Here is a 25,363-nt window from a genome sequence, read left to right as displayed (position 1 = left end):
GTGACATCACCGGCTGCCAGCCATATCCCCACACAGCGCCCAGACGGCGCTGCCGCCGTGGTGATCGACAACGTCGCCAAGCACTTCGGCAGTGTCAAGGCACTGCGGGGATTCAGCGCGCAGATCCGGTACGGGCGCCTCACCGGGCTGGTCGGGCCAGATGGCGCCGGCAAGACAACGCTGATGCGGATCATGGCCGGGCTGCTGGTGCCAGATGGCGGGGCCGTGACGCTGGCCGGCTTTGACGTGGTCGACGACAACGATGCGATCCACGTCGCCAGCGGCTATATGCCGCAGCGTTTTGGGCTCTACGAAGACCTGTCGGTGATCGAGAACATGCGCCTGTATGCGCGCCTGCGCGGCATGGACGCCGACCTGCACGACCGGATCTTCGAAAGCCTGCTTGACTTCACCCGGCTCGGACCGTTTACCCGACGTCTCGCCGGCAAGCTGTCGGGCGGCATGAAGCAGAAGCTGGGACTGGCCTGCGCGCTCATGGCCAGTCCCCGGGTGCTGCTGCTGGACGAGCCCAGCGTGGGCGTCGATCCGGTCAGCCGCCAGGATCTTTGGCGGATGGTGCAGTCACTCACCGATGACGGCATGGCGGTGGTCTGGTCGACGGCGTACCTGGATGAGGCCGAGCGTTGCCAGAGTGTCCTGCTGCTCAACGAGGGCAAACTGGAGTTCGACGGTCCGCCGCAGGAACTCAGTGACCGGCTGCAAGGGCGAAGTTTCCGTCTGGAGAACGTGGGCGCTGAACGTCGCGCCGTCCTGTCACGCGCTTTGGATCTGGCCAGCGTGAGCGATGGCGTGCTCCAGGGCGATGCAGTTCGGGTGGTGCTGCGGCAGGGTGCCGGCAGCACCGAACTCAAGGCGCTTGCGGGTGAGGTGGGAGCACGCATTGAGCCGGTCAAGGCACGTTTCGAGGATGCGTTCATCGACCTGCTCGGCGGCGGGCCGGGCGGGACGTCGGCGCTCGCCGATCGCTTTGCTGCGGTGGAACTCGACTCCGACATCGCCGTGTCCTGCAAGGACCTGACCAAGCGCTTTGGCGACTTCACCGCGACCGACAACGTCAGCTTCGACGTAAGCAAGGGCGAAATCTTCGGCCTTCTCGGACCCAATGGCGCGGGCAAGTCCACCACGTTCAAGATGCTTTGCGGCTTGCTGAAACCCACGCAAGGGCAGGCGCACGTGGTGGGGATCGATCTTCGCCATGCAACCGGTGCGGCCAAGAGTCGGCTCGGCTACATGGCGCAGAAATTCTCGCTTTACGGACTGCTGTCGGTGCGGCAGAACCTGGAGTTCTCCGCCGGCGTCTATGGGCTGGAGCGCGTGCTCAGGCGCGAGCGCATCGATGAGATGATCGAGACCTTCGATCTCGGCCAGTACCTGTCGACGTCGCCCGAATCCCTGCCGTTGGGGTTCAAGCAACGGCTCGCGCTGGCCTGTGCGCTGATGCACCGCCCGCCCGTGCTTTTCCTCGATGAACCCACTTCCGGTGTTGATCCGATCACCCGGCGCGAGTTCTGGACGCACATCAACGGGCTCGCCCGCAAGGGCGTGACAGTGATGGTGACCACCCATTTCATGGACGAGGCCGAGTACTGCGACCGGGTGGCGATGATGTATCGCGCGCGGCTGATCGCGCTCGACACACCCGACTCGCTGAAGCGCGGAGCGCGGAGCGACGAGCGCCCCGACCCCACTATGGAGGACGCATTCATCCACCTGATTGAATCGGCCGATCTGCAGGACCGGACGCGCACGCAAGCGGTGTCGACGTGAAAAGCGACCCCATCGATGCGCACACATACGGCGGATCGCTTAGTCGCACTGGTGAGGAGCGAGGTGCGCGTGGATTTGACTGGCGTCGCCTGGCGGCGCTGGTCCGTAAAGAAAGCCTGCAGGCGATTCGCGACCCGTCCACGATCCTGATCGCCTTTGTGATGCCGGTGGTGCTGCTGTTCCTGTTCGCGTACGCGGTATCGCTGGATGTGCGCGAGGTACGCATCGGTGTCGTGCTCGAGTCGGATACGGCGGCCGCACAATCACTCGCAGCGGCCTTTGCCGGCACCCGTTACCTGAAGGTGACCCCGGCACGCGACCGTCGTGAAGTCGCGGATCAGCTCGTTTCCGGCAAATTGCGCGGTTTCGTGGTGATCCCGCAGGATTTCGAGCGCCGCCTGGCCTCGCCGGGGTCGCAGCCGCTGGTGCAGGTGATCACCGACGGCTCGCAGCCGAATACGGCCAATTTCGTCGCCAACTACGCGCAGGGCGTGGTGCAGACCTGGGGCGCCGGTCGGACCGAATCGGCACCCGTACCCGCGATCTCCTTGGGGCCGCGGTTTTGGTTCAACGCGGAGTTGGAAAGCCGCCGAGCGCTGGTCCCGGGCGCCATCGCCATCGTGATGACGATCATCGGCACCATGCTGACCGCGCTCGTCGTTGCACGCGAGTGGGAGCGGGGGACGATGGAGGCCATCCTCTCCACGCCCGCCTCGGTGACGGAAATCCTGATCGGCAAGCTGGCGCCGTACTTTACGCTGGGGATGATCGCCACGCTGGCGTCAGCCGCATTGGCGACATTCGCGTTCGACGTACCTTTGCGCGGGTCGGTGCTCGCATTGATGACCCTCTCGGCAGTGTTCCTGATTCCCGCGCTGGGGCAGGGACTGCTGATCTCGGTGTTGACCCGGAACCAGTTCCTGGCCTCGCAGATCGCGCTTTTTTCCGGCTTCCTGCCGTCATTTCTGCTCTCTGGATTCCTGTTCGAGATCGACGCGATGCCGCTGCCGATCCAGCTGATCACCTACCTGATCCCCGCGCGCTACTTCGTATCCTCGCTGCAGACGGTGTTCCTGGCGGGTGACGTCTGGTCGGTGTTCCTGCCGAACCTGGCGGCGATGGCTGCCATCGGCGTCGTCTTCTTCGCCATCGCGAAGCACAAGACCCGCAAGAATCTGGAGGCCTGATCGATGCGCTCCGCGCGGATGCCTGGCTTCTTCCACACCTTCATGGGTCCGCGTCTGCGGGCGCAGATCGTCAAAGAGTTGCTCAGCATCCTGCGCGACCCGCGCAGCCGCATGATCGTGTTCGCCCCGCCACTGCTGCAACTGCTGGTCTTCACGTTCGCCACCACGCTGGAAGTGCGCAACGCCAACATTGCCGTGTACAACCTCGATGCGGGCCGCTGGTCGCACGAGCTGCAGGCTCGCATCGGCGCGGCGGACTTCGTCGACCGGCTCTATACCGTGCACGACCCGGGCGAACTGCAGGAACTCGTTGATCGCAGGAAGGTGATGGCCGGGGTCCTGATCGGGCCGGAATTCTCACGTGACATCGCCGCCGGCCGCACCGGCGACGTGCAGGTGATCGTGGACGGCCGTCGCAGCAATGCCGGCCAGATCGCAGTGGGCTACCTCAACTCCATCGCTGCAGATGTGGGCAGCACGGCGAGAGGGCAGGCGGCGCCAGTTTCCCCGGTGGTGGTCCGGCACTGGTTCAACCCCAACCTGGTCTATCGCTGGTTTGTGGTCCCGGCACTGTCGGGAATTCTGGTCTTCTTCAGCGCACTGATGATCACGTCCCTGTCGATCGCCCGCGAACGCGAGCTGGGAACCTTCGATCAACTGCTGGTATCGCCTACCACCACAGCGGAAATCATCATCGCCAAAGCCGTACCCGCAGTGGCCATCGGCACCGTGCTGGGTCTGATGATGATCGGGGTGGCGGCCTTCCTGTTCCAGGTGCCGTTTACCGGTTCGTTCTTGCTGCTCCTGCCCAGCCTGCTGCTGTTCATCCTGTCGGTGGTGGGTATTGGTCTGATGGTCTCGTCGGTTTCGGCCACCCAGCAGCAGGCCATTCTCGGAGCGTTTGCGATTGGAGTACCCGCGGTGCTTATGTCGGGTTTCGCCACTCCGGTTGAAAACATGCCCATCGCACTGCAATGGATTGCCCAGGCCATTCCGCTTACCCACTTTCTGCTCATCGTGGAAGGCTCGTTCCTCAAGGCCATGCCTGCCTCCGACATCCTCGCCAATACCTTGCCACTTGCGCTCATCGCGCTGGTGAGCTTGACCACCGCCGCTGTCCTCGTGCGGAGTCGTCTGCAGTGACGCACGTGCCCCACGCAATAAGGGAGCTGACATGAAGCGCTCTAACGCCGGTTCGCGCTGCGAGATGCTCGCGGCACTGGTTCTGCTCACCTTTACCTTGGGTGGCTGCGCCGTCGGGCCGGACTACCGGGGTCCACCGCCCGTCGAGACCGACTCGGGGTGGACCCAGCCTTCTCCGTCCAACGTTGCAGATCTGGACCTGTCGGCGTGGTGGGCGACGTTAGGCGATCCCGATCTGACGCGACTGGTGCAGGAAGCCCTGGCGAACAATCTGGATCTGCAACAGGCACACGCGCGCATCGACGAAGCACGCGCAATACGCGATCGGGCCGCCGGGGGACATGCGCCTGTCGTGGAGCTTCACGGCAGCGCGATGCGGCGCCGACAAAGCGAGAACGGGGCGCTGCCGATCACTTCCATTCCCGGCATCGAGCGGGACCAGACCATCTACGACGCTGGCTTCGACGCCGGCTGGGAAGTCGATCTGTTTGGTCGGACCCGGCGCGCGCTGCAAAGCGCGGATGCCGCTGTGCAGGCTACGCAGGCGGAGGCGACCGGGGTGCGCATCAGCATCGCTGCTGAAGTTGCGCGCAGCTACCTATCCTTGCGAGGCGCGCAGCGGGAGCTTGGGGCACGGACCCGTTCAGCGGCTGCGTTGACGCTCACTCGTGAATTGATGGAGAAGCGGTTTGAGCTGGGCGATGCGGCACAGGCGGATGTCGATGCGGCCGACGCCCGTGTTGCGGCTGCGGAGGCTGGAATTCCCGGAATCCAGGCCCAATTGCGTAGCGCAGCCCTGGGCCTGGGCGTCCTGCTCGGGGGTCCACCGGAACGCGAGCTCGCGCTGCTTGAAACAACCACGGACGCGATCGCGCTGAATCCAATTCCGGTGGGCCTGCGTGCGGATATCCTGCGGCGGCGCCCCGACGTTCTGGCCGCCGAAAGGCGACTCGCTGCCCGCACCGCCGACATCGGGGTTGCCACGGCAGAGTTGTTTCCAAAGCTTTCAATTGGCGCCAGCGGCGGTTTCCAGGCATTGGACGCCAGCACCCTGTTCGAGTCCGCCAGTCAGACCTTTTCGGTCGTGCCGCTGATCTCCTGGCGTGTGCTGGATGGTGGTCGGGTGCGGGCGGAGATCCGTGCCGCCGACGCGCGGCAGGCACAGGCCGTATTGGCCTACAAGCAGACGGTGCTGGCCGCACTCGGCGACGCGGAGCGCGCGCTTGGCGACTACCGGCTCGGCCAGAAAGCGGTTGAGCGTCGGAGCAGGGCAGTGGATGCTGCGGTCCGCAGCTATGAATACGCAAAAATCCGTTACCGCTCCGGTGATATTTCCCTAACCGAACAACTGGCGGAAGAGCGCATGCTGCGCGATGCGGAAGACGCGTACGCCCGGTCGCACACATCCGCCGCAGTGGCATTGGTAGCTTTGTTCAAGGCGCTGGGAGGAGGGTGGGAAGCTCAACCCGGACTTCACGCCGCTGCCAAAGCCCCATTACGGGTCGACGTCACACCTGCCGCTGCGCCGGAGGACTCACGATGAAAGACGACATCGTGCAACGCCCCAACCGGGTTCCCTGGCCGCCCATACTGGTGCTGGGCGCGCTGCTGGCAGCCTGGGGATTGGAAGCGTTATGGCCAGGCGGAGAGGTGCTGGCCCGGACAGGGGCATGGTTCAAGGTGGTGGGCGTCGTCCTTGCGTGTGCAGGGGTGGGATTCGATCTGGCGGCCATGCTCACGATGCACCGCGCGCGGACGAATATCCTGCCCCACCGCGCTGCCGGGCGGCTGGTGAGCGGCGGGGTTTTTGCCGTGTCACGTAACCCGATCTATCTTGGCAACACGTTGCTGTTGCTAGGGGCCGCGCTCGCGTTGGGCTGGCCGTGGCTGCTGGTCACTGCGCTGGTCGCAGCGGTATTGGTGAACCAACTCGCCATCAAGCGCGAAGAGCGGCACCTTGCGGCGCGCTTCGGGTCCGCGTTCGCGGAGTACCGCCAGCACGTGCCGCGGTGGATTGGATTGCCGCGGCGACGCCAGCCTCCCCAAAAAGGCCCTCATTGAAGTGGCCGACTGCCCCGGGTTCGTCTCGCCGTCACCTCCCCGCCGGGACGCCACACGCGCGTGCTTGACCTGCATCACGGGGCAAAAAGGCATGGATGGGTAGCGTAGTGACAACCATTCCTTGGAGCGCGACGTGATCTTTCCAGCCTTTTTTGAGCAGGCTCCCGTTGTGAAAGCCTTCGATCCGCTCGCCCAGCTGCTGGGCGCCCCGAGCGACGGATGTTTTGACTATGTCTACGCTGACGCAGTGCGGTTCTCCGGGCACTCCTGTCCGACGGTGGCCGGCTCCTTTCTCATGGGGCGTGCCGCGATGCAGGCGTTATATCCGGACGGTCGGGCCGAGCGCGGGCAGATCGAGGTGGCGATGCCAGCGCCAGCCAGCCACGGCACCACCGGGGTCACGGCCCAAGTGTTGACGCTGCTCACCGGCGCGGCGGCCGAGAACGGCTTCAAGGGCATCGGCGGACGCTATGCGCGCAACGGCCTGCTGAGCTTCGCTGAGCAACCCACGTCAGGGGCAGTGACGTTCCGGCGCCGCGATACCGGTGACGCGGTATCAGCCGAACTGGACACCTCTCCGGTGCCCGGCGACCCGAACCAGCGAGGCTTGCTGATCGCGATCATGCAGGGTGTCGCCAGCGAAGCACAAAAGCGCGCGTTTGCCGAAGGCTGGCAGGAGCGCGTGCGCTCGATGTTGCTGGATTTCGCCGATGATCCCCGTCTGATCAAGCTGGTCCGCATTACGGACTGAAGCGAGGTTCACGCACGTCGGACCGGTCTCGCGCATCACGTTGCATATGCGCCCCCCGAGCCATGGTTGGAGCAACCTCCAATATCCCGGCAAAACTGGCGGACCAAGCGCATCCCGGAACCGAGCGCCCATGAGTCTTACCGAGTACCGCAGGAAGCGGCAGTTCACCAAGACCAGCGAACCCGAGCCCGGCAAGCCTTTGATCTCCGGTGAGCGGGCGATCTTCGTTGTCCAGCTGCACCACGCCTCGCGCCGCCACTACGATTTTCGCCTGCAGGTCGGTGACGCGCTGAAATCCTGGGCGGTTCCCAAAGGTCCCAGCTTCGATCCCACGGTCAAGCGCATGGCAGTGGAAGTCGAGGACCACCCGGTCGATTACGCCAGCTTCGAAGGCGACATTCCCAAGGGGCAGTACGGCGGCGGGCACGTAGCGCAGTTCGACCATGGGGTCTGGAGCACCGCCCACAACGCCGAAGCACAGCTGGCCAAGGGCCATCTCCGGTTTCAGCTGTTCGGTGAAAAGCTCAAGGGCGGCTGGCATCTGGTGCGCTCCGGAAAATCGGCCAAACAGCCGCAGTGGCTCCTGTTCAAGGACGACGACGAGTTCGCCTCCGAATTGGAAGCCGATGACCTGCTCGGCGGCGTGACCCCCGCGCCGGCCGCAGACATCAAGCGCGCCGGCGCCGGCAAGTCCGGGAAGAAGGGGCTGAAGGCGCCGCCGGTGCCGCGCGCCGCAAAAAGGAACTGGGCCGCGACCGCAGCCAAGCTGACGGGCGCGAAGAAGGCAGAACTGTCGGGTCGCACGTTCGAGCCGCAGCTGGCCAAGCTTGACCAGACGCCGCCCAATGGCGAGCACTGGCTGCATGAGGTGAAGTGGGACGGCTACCGGCTGGTGACGACGATCGTCGGCGGAGACGTGCGGCTGTGGTCGCGCAATGGCTTGGAATGGACACAAAGGGTCCCGGAGATCGCCGCAGCACTCGCAGCGCTAGGCTTGAAAAATGCTGCTCTGGATGGCGAGCTGATTGCCGGAAGCGGCACGCAAAAAGACTTCAATCTGCTGCAGGCGACCCTGTCCGGCGAGCAGCAGGGGGTGCTCAGCTACGTGCTATTTGATCTGCTCCATCTTGATGGTGTCGCCATCGACCGGTCGCCGCTGGTCGAGCGCAAGCAGCTGTTGGAGAAACTGTTGGCGAATGCGCCGGCGCATCTTGCCTATAGCTCGCACGTTCCGGTCGATGGCGGTGCCGCGTTCGAGTTGGCGGGGGAGCAGGATTTCGAGGGAATCATTTCCAAGCGAGCCGATAAGGCATATCGCGCCGGTCGCGGCGAGGACTGGCGCAAGACGAAACACGTGGCGAGCGAGGAATTCGCCGTGGTGGGGACGCTGCCGGCGAAAGGCGCGCGCAAGGGGTTCGGAGCCTTGTTGCTTGCGCGGCCCGACGGGGCAGGGGGCTGGTCGTACGCTGGCCGGGTAGACAGCGGCTTCAGCGATCGTCAGCTGGAAGAAATCAGTGCGCATATCGGCCAGGCGGGAGGCGCGACGCCCACCGTGCCGATCCCTTCAAGCCAGCAGGTGCCGTTACGCGCAGCGACCTGGTTCTCGCCCTTGTTTGTCGCCGAGGTGTTTATCCGCGGCATCAGCAGTCAGGGACTGTTGCGTCAGCCCTCCCTCAAGACCATTCGACTGGACAAGGATCCCGGTGACCTGGTGAACAACGAAAAGACTGCGGACAAGAATGCTGAGCCCGTCACGATCAGCAGCCCCGACAAGGTGATGTACCCCGAGACCGGCATCACCAAAGGGGACGTCGCCGAATACTACGAGAAGGTCATGGAGTACCTGTTGCCAGAGGTCGTCGACCGCCCGCTGTCCGTGATCCGCTGTCCGTCGGGTACCGGCAAGGGCTGCTTTTTCCAGAAGCACCACACCCCGGGCCTGGAACGCGTGGACCTGGTGCGCCTGACCGAGGAGTCGGGCAACAACGCCAGCTATCTGGTGGTGAGGGACGCCCAAGGGCTGATGGAGCTGGTCCAGTTCAACGCGCTGGAATTCCATCCTTGGGGCTCCTTTGCCGAAAAGCCCGACCGGGCCAACCGGGTCATCTTCGACCTCGATCCGGGGCCGGGCGTTCCCTTCGACGACGTCAAGAAGGCGGCCCGCGACGTCCGCAAGCTCTTGCAGAAGGCCGGCCTGACCAGCTTCCTGCGGACCACCGGCGGCAAGGGGTTGCACGTGGTCGTGCCGCTGAATCCGGGTTGCGAGTGGGATTTGGTGAAGACGTTCGCGCACGGCTTTGCCGACGCACTGGCCGAGTCCGAGCCTGAGCGTTTCATCGCGGTGTCGACGCTGAAATTGCGCCCGGGAAAGATCTTTATCGACTATCTGCGAAACAGCCGCGGCGCCACGGCAGTGGCGAGCTACTCACTGCGCGCCCGGGAAGGCGCACCAGTCGCGATGCCACTCACGTGGGCACAGCTGAGCCGGGTTACCGCAGGCAACCAGTTCGATTTGCGCACGGTGCCCAAGCACCTTGCCCGCCGGCGCAAGGATCCCTGGGAAGGGATCGACACCATCAAGCAGGACCTTTCGCGGTGGTCGGCAGGCTGAAAGCCGCGCGGGAGCGGCACGTAACCTTGTTTCGCCGTCGCTGCAATTGATGCCCGTTTCACTTCCCGCGCCGTAAGTTGCCCATTCCAGTCCACGCCTGAGAGAGCCTCATGCCCACCTCAAAACGCCCCCCGTCCAACGGCAGCAAGAAGAGCGGGGCAGGCGCGAAGGCGGCCGCGCGAACCTCAGACAGCGGGCCGGCATCGGCGCCACGATCGGACGTCGATGACGCCCCGGCAAAACAGGCGGCCGATGTCAACGCCACGGTTGCGGCGATGCCGTACAACCCGACCAAAGCAGCTGAATACGGCCAGGACAACGCCCGGAAGGCGACTGAGGGGGCGCACCACGATCCCGCATCCGGTCTGGTCGGAGCCAGCACGCTGGCGGAGGGGAATAGCTCGGATAAAACCGGGCGACCGGCGACGGCCGGCCGAAATCCCACCGTTGATCCGCTGGATCGGGTCCGCGTGGACGCAACCGGGCAGCCCATGACCACCAATCAGGGAGTAGGGGTGGCCAACAACCAAGACTCGCTGAAGTCGGGAGTGCGCGGCCCGGCGCTGCTGAAGGACTTCATCCTGCGCGAAAAGCTCACCCACTTCGACCACGAACGAATTCCGGAGCGCGTCGTGCATGCGCGCGGATCGGGTGCCCACGGAATCTTCGAATGCTACGAGCCGCTGACCGACATCACCCGCGCGGCGCCGTTCCAGGAGGCCGGCAAAGTCACGCCGGTGTTCGTCCGCTTCTCGACGGTCGCCGGTGAGCGTGGTTCCAAGGACACACCACGCGACGTGCGCGGGTTTGCAGTGAAGTTCTACACCGACGAGGGCAACTGGGATCTGGTGGGCAACAACATGCCGGTTTTCTTCATCCAGGACGCGATGAAATTCCCGGACCTGGTGCACGCGGTCAAGCCGGAACCACACCATGCATTGCCGCAGGCGGCGTCCGCCCACAACACGTTCTGGGACTTCATCGGCCTGATGCCCGAGTCGATCCACACCATCATGTGGCTGATGTCGGACCGGGCGATTCCCCGCAGCTTCCGCATGATGCAGGGCTTTGGCGTGCACACCTTCCGGTTCGTCAACGCGGCGGGGGAGTCGGTGTTCGTCAAGTTCCACTGGAATCCGATCCTTGGAACCCATTCGCTGGTCTGGGACGAGGCCGTCAAGATTGGCGGCGCGGACCCGGACTTCAACCGCCGGGACCTGTGGGACGCCATTGAGGCGGGGGAGTACCCGTCGTGGGAGCTGGGCGTGCAGATATTCAGCGAGGAGGACGCGGAGAAATTCAGCTTTGACGTGCTCGACTCGACCAAGATCGTGCCCGAGGAACTGGTGCCGGTGAAGCCGATCGGCCGCATGACGCTGAACCGGAATCCGGACAATTTTTTCGCGGAGACCGAGCAGGTCGCGTTCTGCAGCGCACACGTGGTTCCAGGCATCGACTTCACCAATGATCCGTTGCTGGCCGGGCGCATCCACTCCTACATCGACACCCAGCTCAGTCGGCTGGGTGGACCGAACTTCCACGAGATTCCAATCAACGCTCCAATCGCACCGGTGCAGAACAACCAGCGCGACGGCATGCATCGTCAGGCGATCCACCGCGGGTCGGTGTCCTACGAGCCCAACAGTCTGGCTGGTGGCTGCCCGTTCCAGACCGGCGCCACCGGGTTCGTGCCATTCCCCGAACCGGGGCACGCCGACGAGGTGCGCGGCAAGCCGGAAAAGTTCGCCGAGCACTTCAACCAGGCGACGCTGTTCTATGAAAGCCAGTCCGCGCCGGAGCAGGCGCACATCGTGGCCGCATTTCGCTTCGAACTCAGCAAGTGCACGGTGCCGGCGATCCGCGAGCGGATGTTGTCGATGCTGCGAAACGTATCGGAATCGCTCGCGAAGCAGGTCGCGCAGGGTCTTGGCATGGAACTGCCTGCGCCAATGCCGCGTGCCATCGCCAATCCACCGACGCCCGAGGTGAAACGTTCGCCGGCATTGTCATTGTTGGCGAGGCCTGGCGATGGTGGCATCAGGACGCGCAAGATCGCGTTGCTGGTGGCGGCCGGCGTCGACGGCGATTCCGTCGCCAAGGTGCAGGCGGCATTGCTGGCCGCAGGTGCGGTGCCGCGCCTCGTTGGCAGCCGCATCGGCCCGGTCAAGACGGCAACTGGCGATCGACTGGACGCCGACGCGTCGATGGAGAACGAGCCCTCGGTGCTGTTTGATGCCGTGGTGTTGCCACCGGGCGACGAAGCCATTGCCGCGCTGGGCCGCGACGGACACACCGCGGAGTTCATCAAGGATCAGTACCGGCACGGTAAGGCGATCCTCGCACTGGGAGGGTCGCATTCGTTGCTCAAGGACGCAGGCATTCCGACCAAACTTGACGACGGAAAGGCTGACCCAGGAGTGCTGGCGAGCGACGAACAGAACCTGGATGCGACCCTCAAGGCGTTTATCGACGCCGTGGCGCGGCACCGTCATCCGGAGCGCGAAAGCGATCCACCGAAGGTGTAAACCACAACGCGCCCATCGATCGAGGGGTAACGACTGCCATTCGGACAGGACGCGACGGATGGCCGCCGTTCTATTTACATAATATGCATTATGCGAACTTCTGGTACATTAGGACCTGTTGCGTGGAGGAAGCCTAGCAGCCATCCCCAACCGCAACGGCAGCATGATAAATGGTACTAATCATGTTGCCCTCAAAGAGCGTTCCCCATGCTCACGTTGCTCCAGGACCCTCAACTCCCCAGTTCGCTTCGCGGTGCATTGATCGTCGATGACGAACACAAGCTGCCTCGCTACTGGGCTAGCGTTTGGGATTTGATGTCGAGCTCTGAACTCGCTGAGTCAAGCCGGATCAAGAGACTCCGTCATGTCGAGAACCTCTACAGCCATGCAGATCGGATGTTCGGAGCCCACGCACTGGATGATGCGCTGGGTGGTCTGGATGACGTCCGACTCGCGGAAATCCTTGAGTCGTGGTTTGTCTCGATTCGCAATCAGGCGATTGTCAGTTCGGCCGACGAGTTGCGCTGGAGGACCGGATTTTCCTTTGTGAGCTCCGTGGTTACCTGGCTGTCCAAATCAACTCTCCCAACAGATCGGCTAAAGCAGATTGAGAGCCGGCTACATAGGCTGTCGCATCTGTATGGACAACTCCATGTACGAAAGCCGAGACAGATGAGCCAACTCCGCTCGCTGCCGGCCAGCGTGGTGGAAGCGTTATACGAAATGCTGGACCCCTCCTCGGCTAGCAACCCCTTCTCACGAACGCATACCCGATGGCTGGCGTTCATGGCATTTCTGCTGATGCTGCACCAAGGCCTGCGACGAGGCGAAGTTCTTCTTCTAACAGCCGACGTGGTTAAGAGTGGCTTCGATGAAAGGCAACAACGCCCCCGCTACTGGTTGAACGTACAGGAAAGCAAGTACTCAGGTGAAGAAGACCCAAGGTACTCGCGACCGAGCATCAAGACTGCGAACTCTGTACGTCAGCTGCCGGTGAGCAGCACGATATCTGGCCTTATCCAAGCTTATGTGGAGAACCACAGAGGAAGCCCGAACCATGCGTTCCTTCTCAACACTCAGCAAAATAGTCCCTTGTCAACAGAGTCTTTGACAAGGATGTTTTTGAAAATATCAGGTCAACTGCAACCTCATGTCATTCAAGAGTTGAAGGATCGAACGGGTAAGAGTTCAGTGACGCCGCACGACCTCCGCCATACATGCGCAGTCGTTCGCTTACATCAACTCCTGGATCAAAGCGACCCCATGGACGAAGCGTTACAGAAGCTGCGCGCATTCTTCGGCTGGTCGAAAGATTCTCAGATGCCGGTCAGGTATGCCCGAGCGGTCTTTGAAGATCGACTTGCATCAGTTTGGGCCAAAGACTTGGACGACCGAGCTTCAATTCTTAGCGCCATCCCGCCATGAGCATGCTGCCAGGAGCCATTTGATGACCAACTTGCGCACGCACCATCAATTGCCTGGTGGGCGGGCTTTACGTGACATCGTCTCTCAACTCCCTCCCCTCCCCTCTGTAGTTAGGTACTACGACAACTACGCGGACCAACAACGTTCTATACGGGATCCATCCAGCACCAAGCGGTTTTCAGTGCGCGCCAATGGCCTGGTTTCTACTCTCTCGTTCGACTCAGCCTCGGAGCATTTGGCATTCTTGCTCAAGCACGCATTCATATACCTGCTGGCGGAAGACCTTGCGGCACGAACTGCTTCCTCATACATACAGGCAGGAATTCGCCTGGATGCAAGCGATGTCGGAAACTTTCTCGGAGGAGGGCCGACAAAAGTTCAGTCGCACTGGGTAACCCTAAGTTCGCGCGCACTTCAGAGAGATGTGTATCTGTGCCTGAAGACCTTCCTTCGAGTGTTGTGCAAGTATAGAATTGGAGGTTGGAACGAGTCATATCTTGGCATGATCTCCGCCCTTCCTCTCCCGTTTCTGGATAAATATTCGTCCGTCCGCTCTGGAAATGCTTTCATATCTGCAAATGACGAAGCGGCGGTCGTCAGATTTCTTAACGAGACCGCATTGAGGTCCGCCAAAGCGTCGATCGATGATGATGACCTGCGAGATGCGGCGATGCTTCTATGTTGTTACCAGTTTGGGATGCGTCCTATCCAGATTGCGATGCTGACATTGCGAGACATACGAGTTCGCAACGATCCATTAGAGGACTTTCGGACGGTCCACCTTACCTTTCACATGGTGAAGCAACGAACGGCGACGGCCACTAGACCACTGCAACGGCGCGTAAAGCGCGAGTGGACACCCATACTCGCGCAGGTAAACCTACGAGCGCGGGCGAGCAACCAAGATATGGGCGCCAAAGCGTTCGGAATGAAGTCCACCACCGAGGCGAGCCTGCGTATTGCATCGCTTCTTAGTAGTCTCGTTGAAGGGCGAGCTTCTGCCGTGCACCTACGACATACAGCCGCCCAGCGCCTCGTCGACGCAGGCGCAAGCCATGAGGAACTGGCCGAGTTCCTCGGGCACTCCGACACAACTACCGCACTCGTGTACTACGAAACATCGGCCAACCAGGCTGAGCGAGTGAACAAGGCACTGGGGATCTCAGAGATCTACCAGCGCGTGGCTCGTATTGCCCACGACCGCTTTATTGGTCACGAAGAGCTCGCGCAATTGAAGGAATCACAGCAGATCGGCGGAGCGCCGCATGGTGTGCCGATCGCCGGGATCGGAGGGTGCACATCCGGGCAGGCTGCGTGCCCCTACAACCCAATCTTGTCCTGCTATGGCTGCAGGAAGTTCATGCCGATTCACGACGTTCAGATGCACTCGAAAGTTCTATCCGACTTTCGAGGTGTGGCGCGGTTCTTCCATGACTCATCTCGTGGCGATGCGGCTTCGCCCGCCTATCTACAGCTTGAGCGGACGATCGCCGAAGTGCAGGCGGTGGTGGCTGAGCTCGAAGGTTCGCAGTCTTGAATCCGCACTTCTCAGCTTTCATCCAGCTCGGAAAGGAGTTGGCCGAAACGCATGGAGTTGCCTGGGAAATTCCACTTGACCAGAGCGGAACAGCGATCAAAGGGCATGAATGGGATATCACAGCGCTAGCGGGAGGCGTTGCTCCCAAGCATCGGTTGCGCCACTTCAGCTCGGAACGTTCGGCACTTGATGCGCTTAACCCAGTGCGCTCCGCCAGCGGACTACAGGTTCTGCCTCACCGCACTTTGTCGCCTGCTTGGCAGGACCTCATTAAAGCTGCCGTCATGGAGCAGCTGTTTGTTCGCCGGAACTCGTTTGGTCACATTGCCAACAATGTGGCGCGTCCCTTACGGGTGATCGCTACCTGTGCAGTAGACACCGAGCCGTGGAGTGTCACCGTTGATGAGATGGGTCTCGCGGTTCGTACCGGCAACAGCATCCAGGCATCGGGCAAGCTAGGCGATTTGATCGCGGGGCTGACCAAGGTGTTGTTTGATACCAACCACTTGGCCGATGTGGGACCGCTCTACCCTACCTTGGCCACGACCCGCCTGCAGCCCAGGCTGGCGCGACGAGCCAAATTCCTGAAATCTCATTCTGAGATTCGGCACAACCTGGAGGACCGCAAGCGTGCCGAGCGACTCCCGGATCGTCGCGCGTTCTGGGAGCTAGTCAGGATCGTCATGACCGAGCAGCCCCTCACCTTCATGGACGAACTCCGCTTTGCGGCCATTCGCATCATGATCTTGACGGGTTTTCGGATTGGAGAGGCCACACTCCTCCCCGCTGAATGGCGCACAGATCGCCATTACTACGACTCGAAGCAGCAGCCCGCAGGGGAACTAGGTGGGTATTCCCAATCTCTCATGATCCGGCACTTTGCCGAGAAGCAGCAAGCAAAGAACGCGGACAGTAGAGTGCTCGTCGATAGGACTCACTACGTCCCTCAGATGTTTGAAGAGATTGTGACCGAGACCCTGACCCGTGCTGCTGAAATAACCAGCCCGTTACGGAACACGCTGAGGAAGCAGACGGAAACAGGGCGTGTCCTACCGGATTTTGCACTCAGCGAGCTGGCCCCGATCACGCAAATTTACACTCGGCTCACCGGAAATGCTTTCTGGCTAGATGTCAGCGAGGAGCAAAAGCGGTCTTGGATACAGAAGTGCCGGAATAACTATTCAATCGAGTGCTTCGACGAGCTCCAGAAGATGCAGGAGCAAAGGTGCATTCACTCTCAAGGTGAAATGAGTGCGGCCGCTCGCATATACTTCCGCCGAATGACCAAATATGACGGTAGTCACGCGCTGGTGCTAAGAAATTCTGGAGGAACCGCTATCTCGGTTGGGGGTAGGCGTGACATGAGCAAGGTCTTTGTGAAGATCGGGGATCTTGAAAATTACCTCCGTGTGGCGTCCGCTTCAAAGTTGTCGGACACCGAGCCTTTCAGGCTAACTGACCGCAGTTTTGCTTCTTGGGAGTTCCTTTTCCTGCATCCAAAACGATCCCTCGCTGAGGAGCGAAACAAGGGCATCTGCGATATCACCCGCTACGCAGCCGTTGGTCGACCTGATACGACCCTGGTCAACCTTTCCCTTGGCGAGCAGAAGTCCTGCGATACGCTATTCAAACGCTACGGACAGTCTGACGACGACAAGGATTTGGTGCTCACTTCCCACACCCTTCGCCACCTGCAGAACACTGAGCTCTTACGTCTGGGAGTAGCCGACACCATCATCTCCAAGCGCTTCAATCGCCGCAGCGTGGCTCAAAGCTACGAGTACGACCATCGCAGTCTGGCTGAAGAGCTGGATCAACTCGAACTGCCTGTCGAAGTGGAAATGGCGCTCGGCGACAAAGCCAGCACTGTCGCCAAGATGATCCAATCCGGGAGGGCCAGCGGTCCGATCGTGGACGCATTCAAACGTATCCAGGGCAGCGAGGGCGACACCGCCGCGTTTGAGTTCTTGAAGGTCGAAGCCGACGGCTTTCACGCGACGCCCTACGGACATTGCGTGAACAGCTTTACGGTCGATCCGTGCCCGAAGCATCTTGAGTGCTTTTCCGGTTGCCGCCATCTCTCGGCGACCAACTTGCCTGAGAATCGTAGCCATCTGCAGACCCTCGAACTCAAGCTGATCGCAGCTGTCGAGACTGCGGAGGCCAGACCATCAAAGAGCATCGGCCGCACCAACCAGATTCAGCACGCGAAGGTCCGACTCGACGGCGTGCGTACGCTCCTGGCGACCAAACAAGGCGAAAAGCCATTTCCCGATGGCCCCGATCTCTCTCTTCCTCGCCGCACGGGAGTCATGGATGGATAACGACACCTTGGAACAACGCACATCCGATCTCGATCCTGATCCCGAGATGCGCCAAGTGCTGGACGACCTCCTCGCCCGCGACGAGGACATCACCGCACGGGCAGTTGCACGACTGCATCCACGGATAAATGCCGCCTCATCGATTACCCGCAGCAAAGATCGCAGCCGGCTCTTGGACGAGTACCAGAAGCGTCAAGCCGAGTTCCGTCGCTGGCGTGGCAGGCCAGGCAAGCTATCCGGTGTCGCCGCTGCCAGCGCACTGGCAGATCGTGACGTGCGCATCGCCGCGCTCGAATCCCAGGTCGCTATTCTAACGGCATCCCACGTCGCGATGATCCGTGCCGTTGGCGAGCTGGGTGGCTTTAGCAAATGGGCACAGTTCTATGAGTCGTACCGCAGTTCAAGGGACCAGCTGGCGCAATTGGGTGCACTGCCGGAAGCTGAGGTGGAGTCGCTCCTTCCACGCAGGCAGAAGTAACCGCCCTACTCTGTCCCGATTTTCCTCGGGCGAGTTTTGGAGGAGCTGGTAGCAAGAGCTTTGAACACAGGCGCATGTTCTCTCAAAAAGTGAGTCATTACGTTGCGAAATCTGAACACTTCCGCCGAGGCCGGCACGCCGAGCCTCTTGGCGATAGCGATCGCATAAGACGTTTGCGCTGCAGTGGGGGGCTTTAGATCGCTATCCAGACAATCGATCAGTGACGATTCGAGAAGTTCGCCAAGTTTCTGTCCGAACGCCTCCTTCGCCTCGTCATCGCCCAACCGCTCCCATTGTGTCCTGACCGTCTCCGGGGGGAGCGCGGTGGCTGGAATTTCGACCACGATGTCGGATTCTGTGTCAATGAGAAGCCAAGTCATTTTCGCCAGCCATTTCGATACATAAATGTAGACTACATATACAGGCGTAGCTGTAGAAGTATCACATCCATAGCGTGCGCTCATGGATGAGATATCGCTACAGCGAAAGTTAGGGGGTGCGGTGCGGAAGCGTCGGCTGGCATCTGGTCACAGTCAGGACACTTTTGCGGACGCCATTGGGATGCACAGGGCGTACTTCAGTTCCATCGAACGAGGAGAGCGGAACGTCACATTGCAGACGATGCGCCGGGTGGCGGAAGGCTTGGACATCACAATTGCCAGCCTGATGAGCGACGCCGGGCTGTAAGACTGTCCCGCCGCCGCTTTCGGCCAGCCAGCAGTCCCTGAAGGCTGACGTGCCTGCCTACTTGGCCGATACTCAGGCATTGCCGCATCGCGCTTTCGACGATCGGACCGAATTTCCTGGGGAATCATGGCAGCAGACCTTGTCGCAGTAGAGAACCGCCTGTGGGCGGCCGCAGACCAGCTTTGGGCCAACACTAGCCTGAAGCCGGCGGAGTTCTCCACGCCGGTTCTGGGGTTGATTTTCCTGCGCTTCGCAGACATGCGATTCATCGAGACCACCGCCAAGTTGAGGACCGCAGGGCTTGATGCCGACGAACTGGAGCCAATGGACTACCAGGCCGAAGGCGTGATGTTCCTGCCCGAGCAAGCGCGGTTCTCGTATCTGCTCACGCTCACCGAAGGCGACAACCTGGGCCGCGCCATCAACACGGCCATGACGCTGGTGGAGGCCAGCAATGAGGAATTGAAAGGCGTCCTGCCCCGTGCCTACAACAAACTCCCCAACGCCACCCTGACCGAGCTGTTGCGCCTGCTGGCGCCTTTGGACCTTGAAGGCGACGCCTTCGGCAAGGTCTACGAGTACTTCCTTGGCAATTTCGCGATGAAGGAAGGGCAAAAGGGTGGCGTGTTCTACACCCCGACCAGCATCGTTCGCCTGATCGTCGAGATCCTGCAGCCGTTCCATGGCCGCATCTTCGACCCGGCCTGCGGCTCAGGCGGCATGTTTGTGCAGTCGGCGGCGTTTGTGCAGCGCCACCACAAATCGGCCACGCGCGAGCTGACCGTTTACGGCACCGAAAAGGCCAGCGACACCGTCAAACTGGCCAAGATGAACCTCGCCGTGCATGGCCTATCTGGTGACATCCGCGAGTCCAACACCTACTACGAAGACCCCCACAATGCAGTTGCCGAAAATGGCCTGGGCCGCTTCGACTTCGTCATGGCTAATCCGCCGTTCAACGTCTCAGGGGTGGACAAGGACCGGCTCATTGACGACCCGCGCTTTCCGCTCGGCTTGCCCAGCACTAACAACGCCAACTACCTGTGGATCCAACTGTTCCACAGCGCGCTCAATGCAAAGGGTCGCGCTGGGTTCGTGATGGCCAACTCCGCCGGCGATGCGCGTGGCAGTGAGTTGGAAATCCGCAAAAAACTGATCGAGTCTGGCGCAGTAGACGTCATCGTAAGCGTCGGCTCAAACTTCTTCTATACCGTCACCCTGCCCTGCACCCTATGGTTCTTGGACAAGGGCAAGCCGAAGGCGCGCAAGGATCGAGTGCTGTTCCTTGATGCACGACCGTTTTTCAAGCAAGTCACCCGCTCCGTGCGCGAATTCACGCCGCAACATTTGGAGTTCATATCCAACGTCGTCCGGCTTTATCGCGCCGAGGCACCGGAATTCGAGTTAGACAGCAGCGAGTTGCTAAAAAAGCGGTTCCCCGAGAGATCCTACGAAGATGTGGCGGGCCTGTGCAAGGCAGCCACCCTCGCCGAAATCGAAGCGAAGAACTGGAGCCTTAACCCCGGACGCTATGTCGGGATCGGTGAGCGGATGCCGGATGAGTTTATTTTCGTCGAACGTCTGGCAGAGTTGAACGAAGAGCTAGCGCAACTCAACGTTGAGTCAATTGAGCTTCAAGAAAGAATCGGTCAAAACGTCAGCGACCTTCTGGAGGCGCAGGCGTGACTTCAGTCCATAACCTCGGTGGGCTCGTATCCTTTCGCACGGGGAAGCTGAATTCAAACGCCGCAAATCCTAGCGGGGCGTATCCGTTTTTTACTTGCTCTCAAGAAACGTATCGAACTGATACTTATTCGTTCGACACCGAGTGCGTGTTGCTGGCCGGCAACAATGCCAACGGCATCTACCCTATTAAGTATTTTTCGGGTCGATTTGATGCTTATCAAAGGACTTATGTCATTGAGTCGTTAGATAAGAAAGTGCTGTTAAACAGGTATCTCTATTATGCGCTACAGGTCCAGCTCGAACACCTTCGGTCAATTTCGACGGGCGCGGCTACAAAGTTCCTAACTTTAACGATCCTCAATGGCATTGAGATCAAGCTGCCAACACTGCCTCGTCAAGAAAAAATTGTTTACATCCTATCCGCCTATGACGACCTGATTGAAAACAATACGCAGCGAATTGCGATCATGGAGGAGATGGTTAGACGCATCTACAGCGAGTGGTTTGTCAGCTTCCGCTTTCCAGGCCACGAGAACGTGCGGACTGCGGAGTCTGCGTTAGGTCCTCTCCCAGAGGGATGGCGCCGCGGCTCATTTGGCGATGTTGCCAAGAAGAAAACCGAGCGTTACACAGATTCACTTCACTCGTCGCTTCCCTTGATTGACCTGTCGCGCATTCCACGGCGGTCTAACTCACTGTTAGGGGTGGGACTATCCGATGAAATAAAGACCTCTCGGCTGATCTTCCGCCAGGGTGAGGTTCTTTTCGGCGCAATCCGTCCAAACTTTCACAAGGTACTACTCGCACCTTTTGACGGAGTTTCTAACGTGTCAGTTCACATATTTGAGAATAAGGGGGAGTTTGGACCGGCATTTCTGTTCAGCACCGCCTTCGCTGACGAGACCGTGTCTTGGGCCATTCAACATTCCGGGGGAATGAAGATGCCGACGATCAACTGGGATGTGTTATCGGAAATGCCAGTACTGTTGCCCTCCAACGATGTTTTAGCTCGCTTTGAGAAATGCGTAACCCCGCTGCTGCAACAGATCACCACGTTGGTCCGGAAGAACCTCAACCTGCGCGCAACACGTGACCTGCTTCTTCCCAAACTCATTTCCGGCGAACTGGACGTGTCCGAACTCCCCGAACCGGAGGCCACCACCCCATGACCCCGCGCAATCCACTCGGCGATATTCCCGCGGGTTATGGCGAGCTGATGCTGGTCGAACAGCCCGCGATTGAGTTGCTGACCGAGCTGGGTTGGGAGCACCGCAACCTGTTCGCCGAGTCCTTTGGAGAGCACGGCACTGAGGGGCGCGAGAGTGAGCATAAGGTAATCCTCACGCGCCGCCTGCGGGCGGCGCTGCGACGTTTGAATCCCGGCTTTCCCGACGACGCCTATGCCCAGGCCATCCAGCAGATCACCCAGGATCGCAGCAAGAAAATCCCGGTCAACGCCAACCGTGAGCTCTACAGTCTGATCAAGGACGGCGTGAAGGTGACAATCCCCGATGAGCACGGCGGTCACAGCACCGAAGTGCTGCGAGTAATCGACTGGACGCTGCCGGCCAACAACGACTACCTGCTGACTTCGCAGATGTGGGTCGCCGGCGACATGTACCGCCGTCGCTGCGACTTGCTGGCGTTCGTCAACGGCCTGCCGCTGGTGTTCATCGAGCTCAAGAAGCCGTCGGTACCACTGCGCAGCGCCTTCGATGACAACTTGCGCGACTACCGCGGCCAGTCCGTTCCGCAGTTGTTCCATCCCAATGCCTTCATCATGTTGTCCAACGGGTCCGACACGCGCATTGGCACGTTGACCAGCGCGTGGGAACACTTCTCCGATTGGAAGCGTGTCGACGACGAAGGCGAGACCGGAAAAGTGTCGTTGGAGCGAGCGCTTCGCGGCTTGATGGAGCCGCCCCGGTTGTTGGACTACATCGAAAACTTCACCGTATTCGAGGAAGGCAAAGGCGGCCTGATCAAAAAGACGGCGAGGAACCACCAGTTCCTCGGCGTCAACAAGGCCATCGCCCGGCTGGTGGAGCTGCGCGCGTCCAACAAGGTCGAACGCAAGCGCCTCGGTGTGTTCTGGCACACGCAGGGCTCAGGCAAGTCGCTGTCGATGGTATTCTTCACCCAGAAGATCCTGCGCACCCTGTCCGGCACCTGGAGCTTTGTTGTCGTCACCGACCGCGAGGAGCTGGACGACCAGATCAGCAAGACCTTCAAGGCGACCGGTGCGACCACTCGCGAGGACGTGCGCGCCACCAGCGGCGAACACCTAAAGGAGATGCTGCGTGGTAACGAACGCTACATCTTCACCCTGATTCAGAAGTTCCGGACCGAGGCTGGGCAGCCCTACCCCGTCCTTTCCGAGCGCTCGGATGTCATCGTCATCACCGACGAGGCGCACCGCAGCCAATACGACATCTTCGCGCTCAACATGCGCAACGCACTCCCTAACGCCGGATTCATTGGCTTCACCGGCACGCCGCTGATCGCCGGCGAGGAGGAGCGCACCCGCGAAGTGTTCGGCGACTACGTCAGCGTTTACGATTTCGCCCGCTCGATCGAGGACGGCGCGACGGTGCCCTTGTACTACGAGAACCGCATTCCCGAGGTACAGCTCACCAATCAGGACCTCAACCGCGACTTGGAGAACCTGCTGGAAGACGCCGAGCTGGACGAGGCGCAGGAAAAGAAGCTGGAGCGGGAGTTCGCCCGTGAGTACCACGTCATCACCCGCGAGGAGCGCCTGGACGCCATCGCCAAGGATGTTGTCGCCCATTTCACCGGCCGCGGCTACCGCGGCAAGGCGATGATGATCTGCATCGACAAGGCGACGGCCGTGCGGATGTACGACAAGGTACAGGCGCACTGGCAGGCCGAAACTACGCGTCTGAAGTCGGCACTGGCCGCGGCGACCCAAGGCGACGACCGCGAGCGGCTGATCGCGCGCATTCGGCTGATGGAGAGCACCGATATGGCGGTGGTGGTCTCGCAGGGACAAAACGAGGTCGAGGACCTCCAGGCCAAAGGTCTAGACATCACGCCGCATAGGCAACGCATGCTCAAGGAGGATCTGGCCGAGTCGTTCAAGAAGCCCGACGGCGAACTGCGCCTGGTGTTTGTATGCGCGATGTGGATCACCGGCTTCGATGTGCCGACCTGTTCGACGATCTACCTCGACAAGCCGATGCGGGCGCACACGCTGATGCAAACCATCGCCCGGGCCAACCGAGTCGCGCCGGGCAAGGAATCCGGCCTGATCGTCGATTACGTCGGCATCTTCCGTGCGTTGCAGAAGGCGTTGGCGATCTACGCCAAGACCAAGCCTGGCAACAATGGCGAGACCAGCGACCCGATCGAGACGAAGACGTTGCTGGTAGCCGCCCTGCGCGAGGCGCTGGAGGAAGCGCAGCGCTTCTGCGAAGCGCGTGGTGTGGAGTTGCCGGCGGTGGCGCGATCACAAGGGTTTGAGCGGATCGGCCGCATTGACGACGCCATCGAAGCGATCCTGCGCACCGATGAGGACAAGAAGCGCTACGTGCAGTTGGCGGGTCGGGTGGCGCGCTTGTTCAAGGCGATACTGCCGGACCCGATGGCCAATGAACTGGCGCCGATAGCAATTCTGGTGGTCTATCTGGCGGCCAAGATCAGGGCGGAGACGGAGCAGCCAGAAATCTCTGCGGTAATGGGCGACATCGAGTCGCTCCTGAACGACTCGATCGCGACCGAGGGCTATCACATAGGCCCGATCAGTCGTGCCGAAGCACTGATCAATCTGTCCGAGATCGATTTCGACGCACTGCAAGAGAAATTTGCTACCGGCCGCAAGCACACCGAAGCCGAGAAGCTGCGGCGCCTGATCGAAGGCAAGCTCGCGGAAATGCTGCGGTTGAACCCGTCGCGCAGCGACTTTGCCGAGAAGTTCCAGAAGATCATTGACGACTACAACGCCGGGAGCAAGAACATCGAGGAGCTGTTTGCAGACCTCAAAGGCATGGCTGTTGCTTTGACCCAGGAGGAGAAGCGGCACATCGTCGAACGCCTCAGTGAAGAGGAGCTCGCGATCTTCGATATTTTGACCAAGCCCGCGCCGATGCTGACCAAGAAAGAGGAAGCCGAGGTCAAAAAAGTCTGCCGCGAACTGCTGGAGACATTGAAACGCGAGATGCTGGTGCTGGACTGGCGCGAAAAGCAGCAAGCCCGCGCCGCGGTGATGCAAACACTGAAGCTCAAGATGCGCCGGCTACCCGAGCCTTACACCAGAGACATCCGTACCGAGAAGCTCGCACGGGCGTACTCTCACGTGTACGACCACTACTTTGGCGCAGGCACCAGCGCCTACCCCACCACCTCCCCGACTGACATCTGAGGCGACCATAACCGATCCTGATGACAGATTCGGAATGCCTGAAAGCGCGTATCGTGCGGCACGTGAATCCTATGGGGTCGACAACTCAACGATCCGGTCGGGAATGTATGTACCAACCCGGGAAGAGGTTGCGGAATAGCCTGCGGAAAGCCTCTCCGAGGTTCTCATCGACTGGATGTGGGAATCGCCAGCCGAGCTGATCCCGAGCAATGAGCAAATCGCTGAAGTGAAAAAGATCTTGGTGGCAAGACCGGATGCTGAAGGCAGCGTGGTGTTGAAGCTGGTTGCAGAGTCCGATGACTATCTGGCTGTCTAGGCTTGGGATCAGTAGTTGCAGGTGCGCTGATGGAAGCACCGATTGAGGCGGAGCCCGGAAGACCTCAACTCACCAGGCCCAACTGAGCGAACTCCGCCCTCGCCCTGGCGCGAGCTTGCTCGTTGCGTTCTGGCTGGGACGCTTGCGCTTCGGCCAGCCTATTCAATGCGTGATCGAGTGCCGCCACGGTGCTCGTGGATTCGCGCGAATTTCGCTCACCACAATCGAGAGCACCTCTTCGTCCCCCAGCGCTTGGCGGCACATGAAGGCACTCAACGATAATCGCGCCGATTTCGCGCGGCGGCTGACCTCGACTTTTTGCTTCGGGGTCATTAAAACGACGACCCGCTTAGTGGCCTTTTCGGGGTCGGTATTGCTCATAGTGGTGACTCCTGTGGAAAGGCATAGACGTTATCGTACTCGCGGCGACGGTCGTCGAGTGGTACCGCTCACTGCCCACAGA

At 60.8% G+C, this 25,363-nt stretch carries 18 protein-coding genes; 16 read left to right on the top strand and 2 right to left on the bottom strand.

The annotated features are described in order from the left end of the window. The 12 genes from KZ491_RS03430 (at position 1) to KZ491_RS03375 (ending at position 17,830) form a co-directional block, all read left to right on the top strand. The gene (locus KZ491_RS03430; RefSeq protein ID WP_222564425.1) at positions 1–1,788 is read left to right on the top strand and encodes an ATP-binding cassette domain-containing protein; all 1,788 of its coding nucleotides are present in this window, start codon (positions 1–3) and stop codon (positions 1,786–1,788) included. An 11-nt stretch (positions 1,789–1,799) separates the two neighbouring features. Then, positions 1,800–2,975, top strand: a complete 1,176-nt coding sequence (locus tag KZ491_RS03425; RefSeq protein ID WP_222564733.1) for an ABC transporter permease — start codon at positions 1,800–1,802, stop codon at positions 2,973–2,975. A 3-nt stretch (positions 2,976–2,978) separates the two neighbouring features. Further along, complete coding sequence (locus KZ491_RS03420; protein ID WP_246606485.1) at positions 2,979–4,118, top strand: ABC transporter permease; 1,140 nt, start codon at positions 2,979–2,981, stop codon at positions 4,116–4,118. 64 nt (positions 4,119–4,182) lie between these two features. Further along, the gene (locus tag KZ491_RS03415) at positions 4,183–5,661 is read left to right on the top strand and encodes an efflux transporter outer membrane subunit (RefSeq protein ID WP_246606484.1); all 1,479 of its coding nucleotides are present in this window, start codon (positions 4,183–4,185) and stop codon (positions 5,659–5,661) included. Continuing rightward, a complete protein-coding gene (locus KZ491_RS03410; RefSeq protein ID WP_222564423.1) occupies positions 5,658–6,179 on the top strand; it encodes a methyltransferase family protein in 522 nt (173 codons plus the stop codon). Before KZ491_RS03415 ends, KZ491_RS03410 begins: the two co-directional genes overlap by 4 nt. A gap of 121 nt (positions 6,180–6,300) precedes the next feature. Further along, positions 6,301–6,930, top strand: a complete 630-nt coding sequence (locus tag KZ491_RS03405; protein ID WP_246606483.1) for an FmdE family protein — start codon at positions 6,301–6,303, stop codon at positions 6,928–6,930. A gap of 130 nt (positions 6,931–7,060) precedes the next feature. Then, positions 7,061–9,541: a DNA ligase D gene (gene ligD / locus KZ491_RS03400; protein WP_222564422.1), complete on the top strand. Its 2,481-nt coding sequence runs from the start codon at positions 7,061–7,063 to the stop codon at positions 9,539–9,541. 110 nt (positions 9,542–9,651) lie between these two features. Further along, on the top strand, positions 9,652–12,066 hold the full coding sequence (locus tag KZ491_RS03395; RefSeq protein ID WP_222564421.1) for a catalase: 2,415 nt from the start codon (positions 9,652–9,654) through the stop codon (positions 12,064–12,066). Positions 12,067–12,273: 207 nt separating this feature from the next. After that, on the top strand, positions 12,274–13,491 hold the full coding sequence (locus KZ491_RS03390; RefSeq protein ID WP_246606482.1) for a site-specific integrase: 1,218 nt from the start codon (positions 12,274–12,276) through the stop codon (positions 13,489–13,491). 22 nt (positions 13,492–13,513) lie between these two features. Further along, the gene (locus tag KZ491_RS03385; protein ID WP_222564420.1) at positions 13,514–15,028 is read left to right on the top strand and encodes a site-specific integrase; all 1,515 of its coding nucleotides are present in this window, start codon (positions 13,514–13,516) and stop codon (positions 15,026–15,028) included. Further along, positions 15,025–17,352: a hypothetical protein gene (locus KZ491_RS03380; RefSeq protein WP_246606481.1), complete on the top strand. Its 2,328-nt coding sequence runs from the start codon at positions 15,025–15,027 to the stop codon at positions 17,350–17,352. Before KZ491_RS03385 ends, KZ491_RS03380 begins: the two co-directional genes overlap by 4 nt. Further along, the gene (locus KZ491_RS03375) at positions 17,345–17,830 is read left to right on the top strand and encodes a hypothetical protein (RefSeq protein ID WP_222564419.1); all 486 of its coding nucleotides are present in this window, start codon (positions 17,345–17,347) and stop codon (positions 17,828–17,830) included. The genes KZ491_RS03380 and KZ491_RS03375 overlap by 8 nt, the downstream gene beginning before the upstream one ends. Positions 17,831–17,835: 5 nt before the next feature. Here the strand turns inward: KZ491_RS03375 and KZ491_RS03370 are convergent, their stop codons facing one another. Beyond that, entirely contained in the window at positions 17,836–18,294 is a 459-nt protein-coding gene (locus KZ491_RS03370) for a hypothetical protein (protein ID WP_222564418.1), read from the bottom strand. Between KZ491_RS03370 and KZ491_RS03365 the strand changes: the two genes are divergently transcribed. From KZ491_RS03365 to KZ491_RS03350, 4 genes are all read left to right on the top strand, one after another. Further along, a complete protein-coding gene (locus KZ491_RS03365) occupies positions 18,293–18,517 on the top strand; it encodes a helix-turn-helix domain-containing protein (protein WP_222564417.1) in 225 nt (74 codons plus the stop codon). The two genes, KZ491_RS03370 and KZ491_RS03365, sit on opposite strands and share 2 nt — an antisense overlap. A 126-nt stretch (positions 18,518–18,643) precedes the next feature. Further along, positions 18,644–20,203: a type I restriction-modification system subunit M gene (locus tag KZ491_RS03360; protein WP_222564416.1), complete on the top strand. Its 1,560-nt coding sequence runs from the start codon at positions 18,644–18,646 to the stop codon at positions 20,201–20,203. After that, entirely contained in the window at positions 20,200–21,372 is a 1,173-nt protein-coding gene (locus tag KZ491_RS03355; RefSeq protein WP_222564415.1) for a restriction endonuclease subunit S, read from the top strand. Before KZ491_RS03360 ends, KZ491_RS03355 begins: the two co-directional genes overlap by 4 nt. After that, positions 21,369–24,584: a type I restriction endonuclease subunit R gene (locus KZ491_RS03350; protein WP_222564414.1), complete on the top strand. Its 3,216-nt coding sequence runs from the start codon at positions 21,369–21,371 to the stop codon at positions 24,582–24,584. The genes KZ491_RS03355 and KZ491_RS03350 overlap by 4 nt, the downstream gene beginning before the upstream one ends. 478 nt (positions 24,585–25,062) lie before the next feature. Here the strand turns inward: KZ491_RS03350 and KZ491_RS03340 are convergent, their stop codons facing one another. Continuing rightward, positions 25,063–25,281, bottom strand: a complete 219-nt coding sequence (locus tag KZ491_RS03340) for a plasmid mobilization protein (RefSeq protein WP_222564413.1) — start codon at positions 25,279–25,281, stop codon at positions 25,063–25,065. Positions 25,282–25,363: the final 82 nt, after the last annotated feature.

Origin of the sequence: Novilysobacter antarcticus (assembly GCF_019802285.1) — a bacterium.
In the GTDB taxonomy this organism is placed as follows: Bacteria; Pseudomonadota; Gammaproteobacteria; order Xanthomonadales; family Xanthomonadaceae; genus Novilysobacter; species Novilysobacter antarcticus.
This window is presented reverse-complemented; position numbering and strand designations above follow the sequence as displayed.

Excerpts from the sequence above, each read along its gene's own strand:
- KZ491_RS03415 (WP_246606484.1), top strand. The coding sequence starts at position 4,183 with ATGCTCGCGGCACTGGTTCTGCTCACCTTTACCTTGGGTGGCTGCGCC.
- KZ491_RS03395 (WP_222564421.1), top strand. The coding sequence starts at position 9,652 with ATGCCCACCTCAAAACGCCCCCCGTCCAACGGCAGCAAGAAGAGCGGG.
- KZ491_RS03375 (WP_222564419.1), top strand. The coding sequence starts at position 17,345 with ATGGATAACGACACCTTGGAACAACGCACATCCGATCTCGATCCTGAT.
- KZ491_RS03360 (WP_222564416.1), top strand. The coding sequence starts at position 18,644 with ATGGCAGCAGACCTTGTCGCAGTAGAGAACCGCCTGTGGGCGGCCGCA.
- KZ491_RS03410 (WP_222564423.1), top strand. The coding sequence starts at position 5,658 with ATGAAAGACGACATCGTGCAACGCCCCAACCGGGTTCCCTGGCCGCCC.
- KZ491_RS03370 (WP_222564418.1), bottom strand. The coding sequence starts at position 18,294 with ATGAGCGCACGCTATGGATGTGATACTTCTACAGCTACGCCTGTATAT.
- KZ491_RS03340 (WP_222564413.1), bottom strand. The coding sequence starts at position 25,281 with ATGAGCAATACCGACCCCGAAAAGGCCACTAAGCGGGTCGTCGTTTTA.
- KZ491_RS03350 (WP_222564414.1), top strand. The coding sequence starts at position 21,369 with ATGACCCCGCGCAATCCACTCGGCGATATTCCCGCGGGTTATGGCGAG.
- KZ491_RS03365 (WP_222564417.1), top strand. The coding sequence starts at position 18,293 with ATGGATGAGATATCGCTACAGCGAAAGTTAGGGGGTGCGGTGCGGAAG.
- KZ491_RS03385 (WP_222564420.1), top strand. The coding sequence starts at position 13,514 with ATGACCAACTTGCGCACGCACCATCAATTGCCTGGTGGGCGGGCTTTA.
- KZ491_RS03420 (WP_246606485.1), top strand. The coding sequence starts at position 2,979 with ATGCGCTCCGCGCGGATGCCTGGCTTCTTCCACACCTTCATGGGTCCG.
- ligD (WP_222564422.1), top strand. The coding sequence starts at position 7,061 with ATGAGTCTTACCGAGTACCGCAGGAAGCGGCAGTTCACCAAGACCAGC.
- KZ491_RS03390 (WP_246606482.1), top strand. The coding sequence starts at position 12,274 with ATGCTCACGTTGCTCCAGGACCCTCAACTCCCCAGTTCGCTTCGCGGT.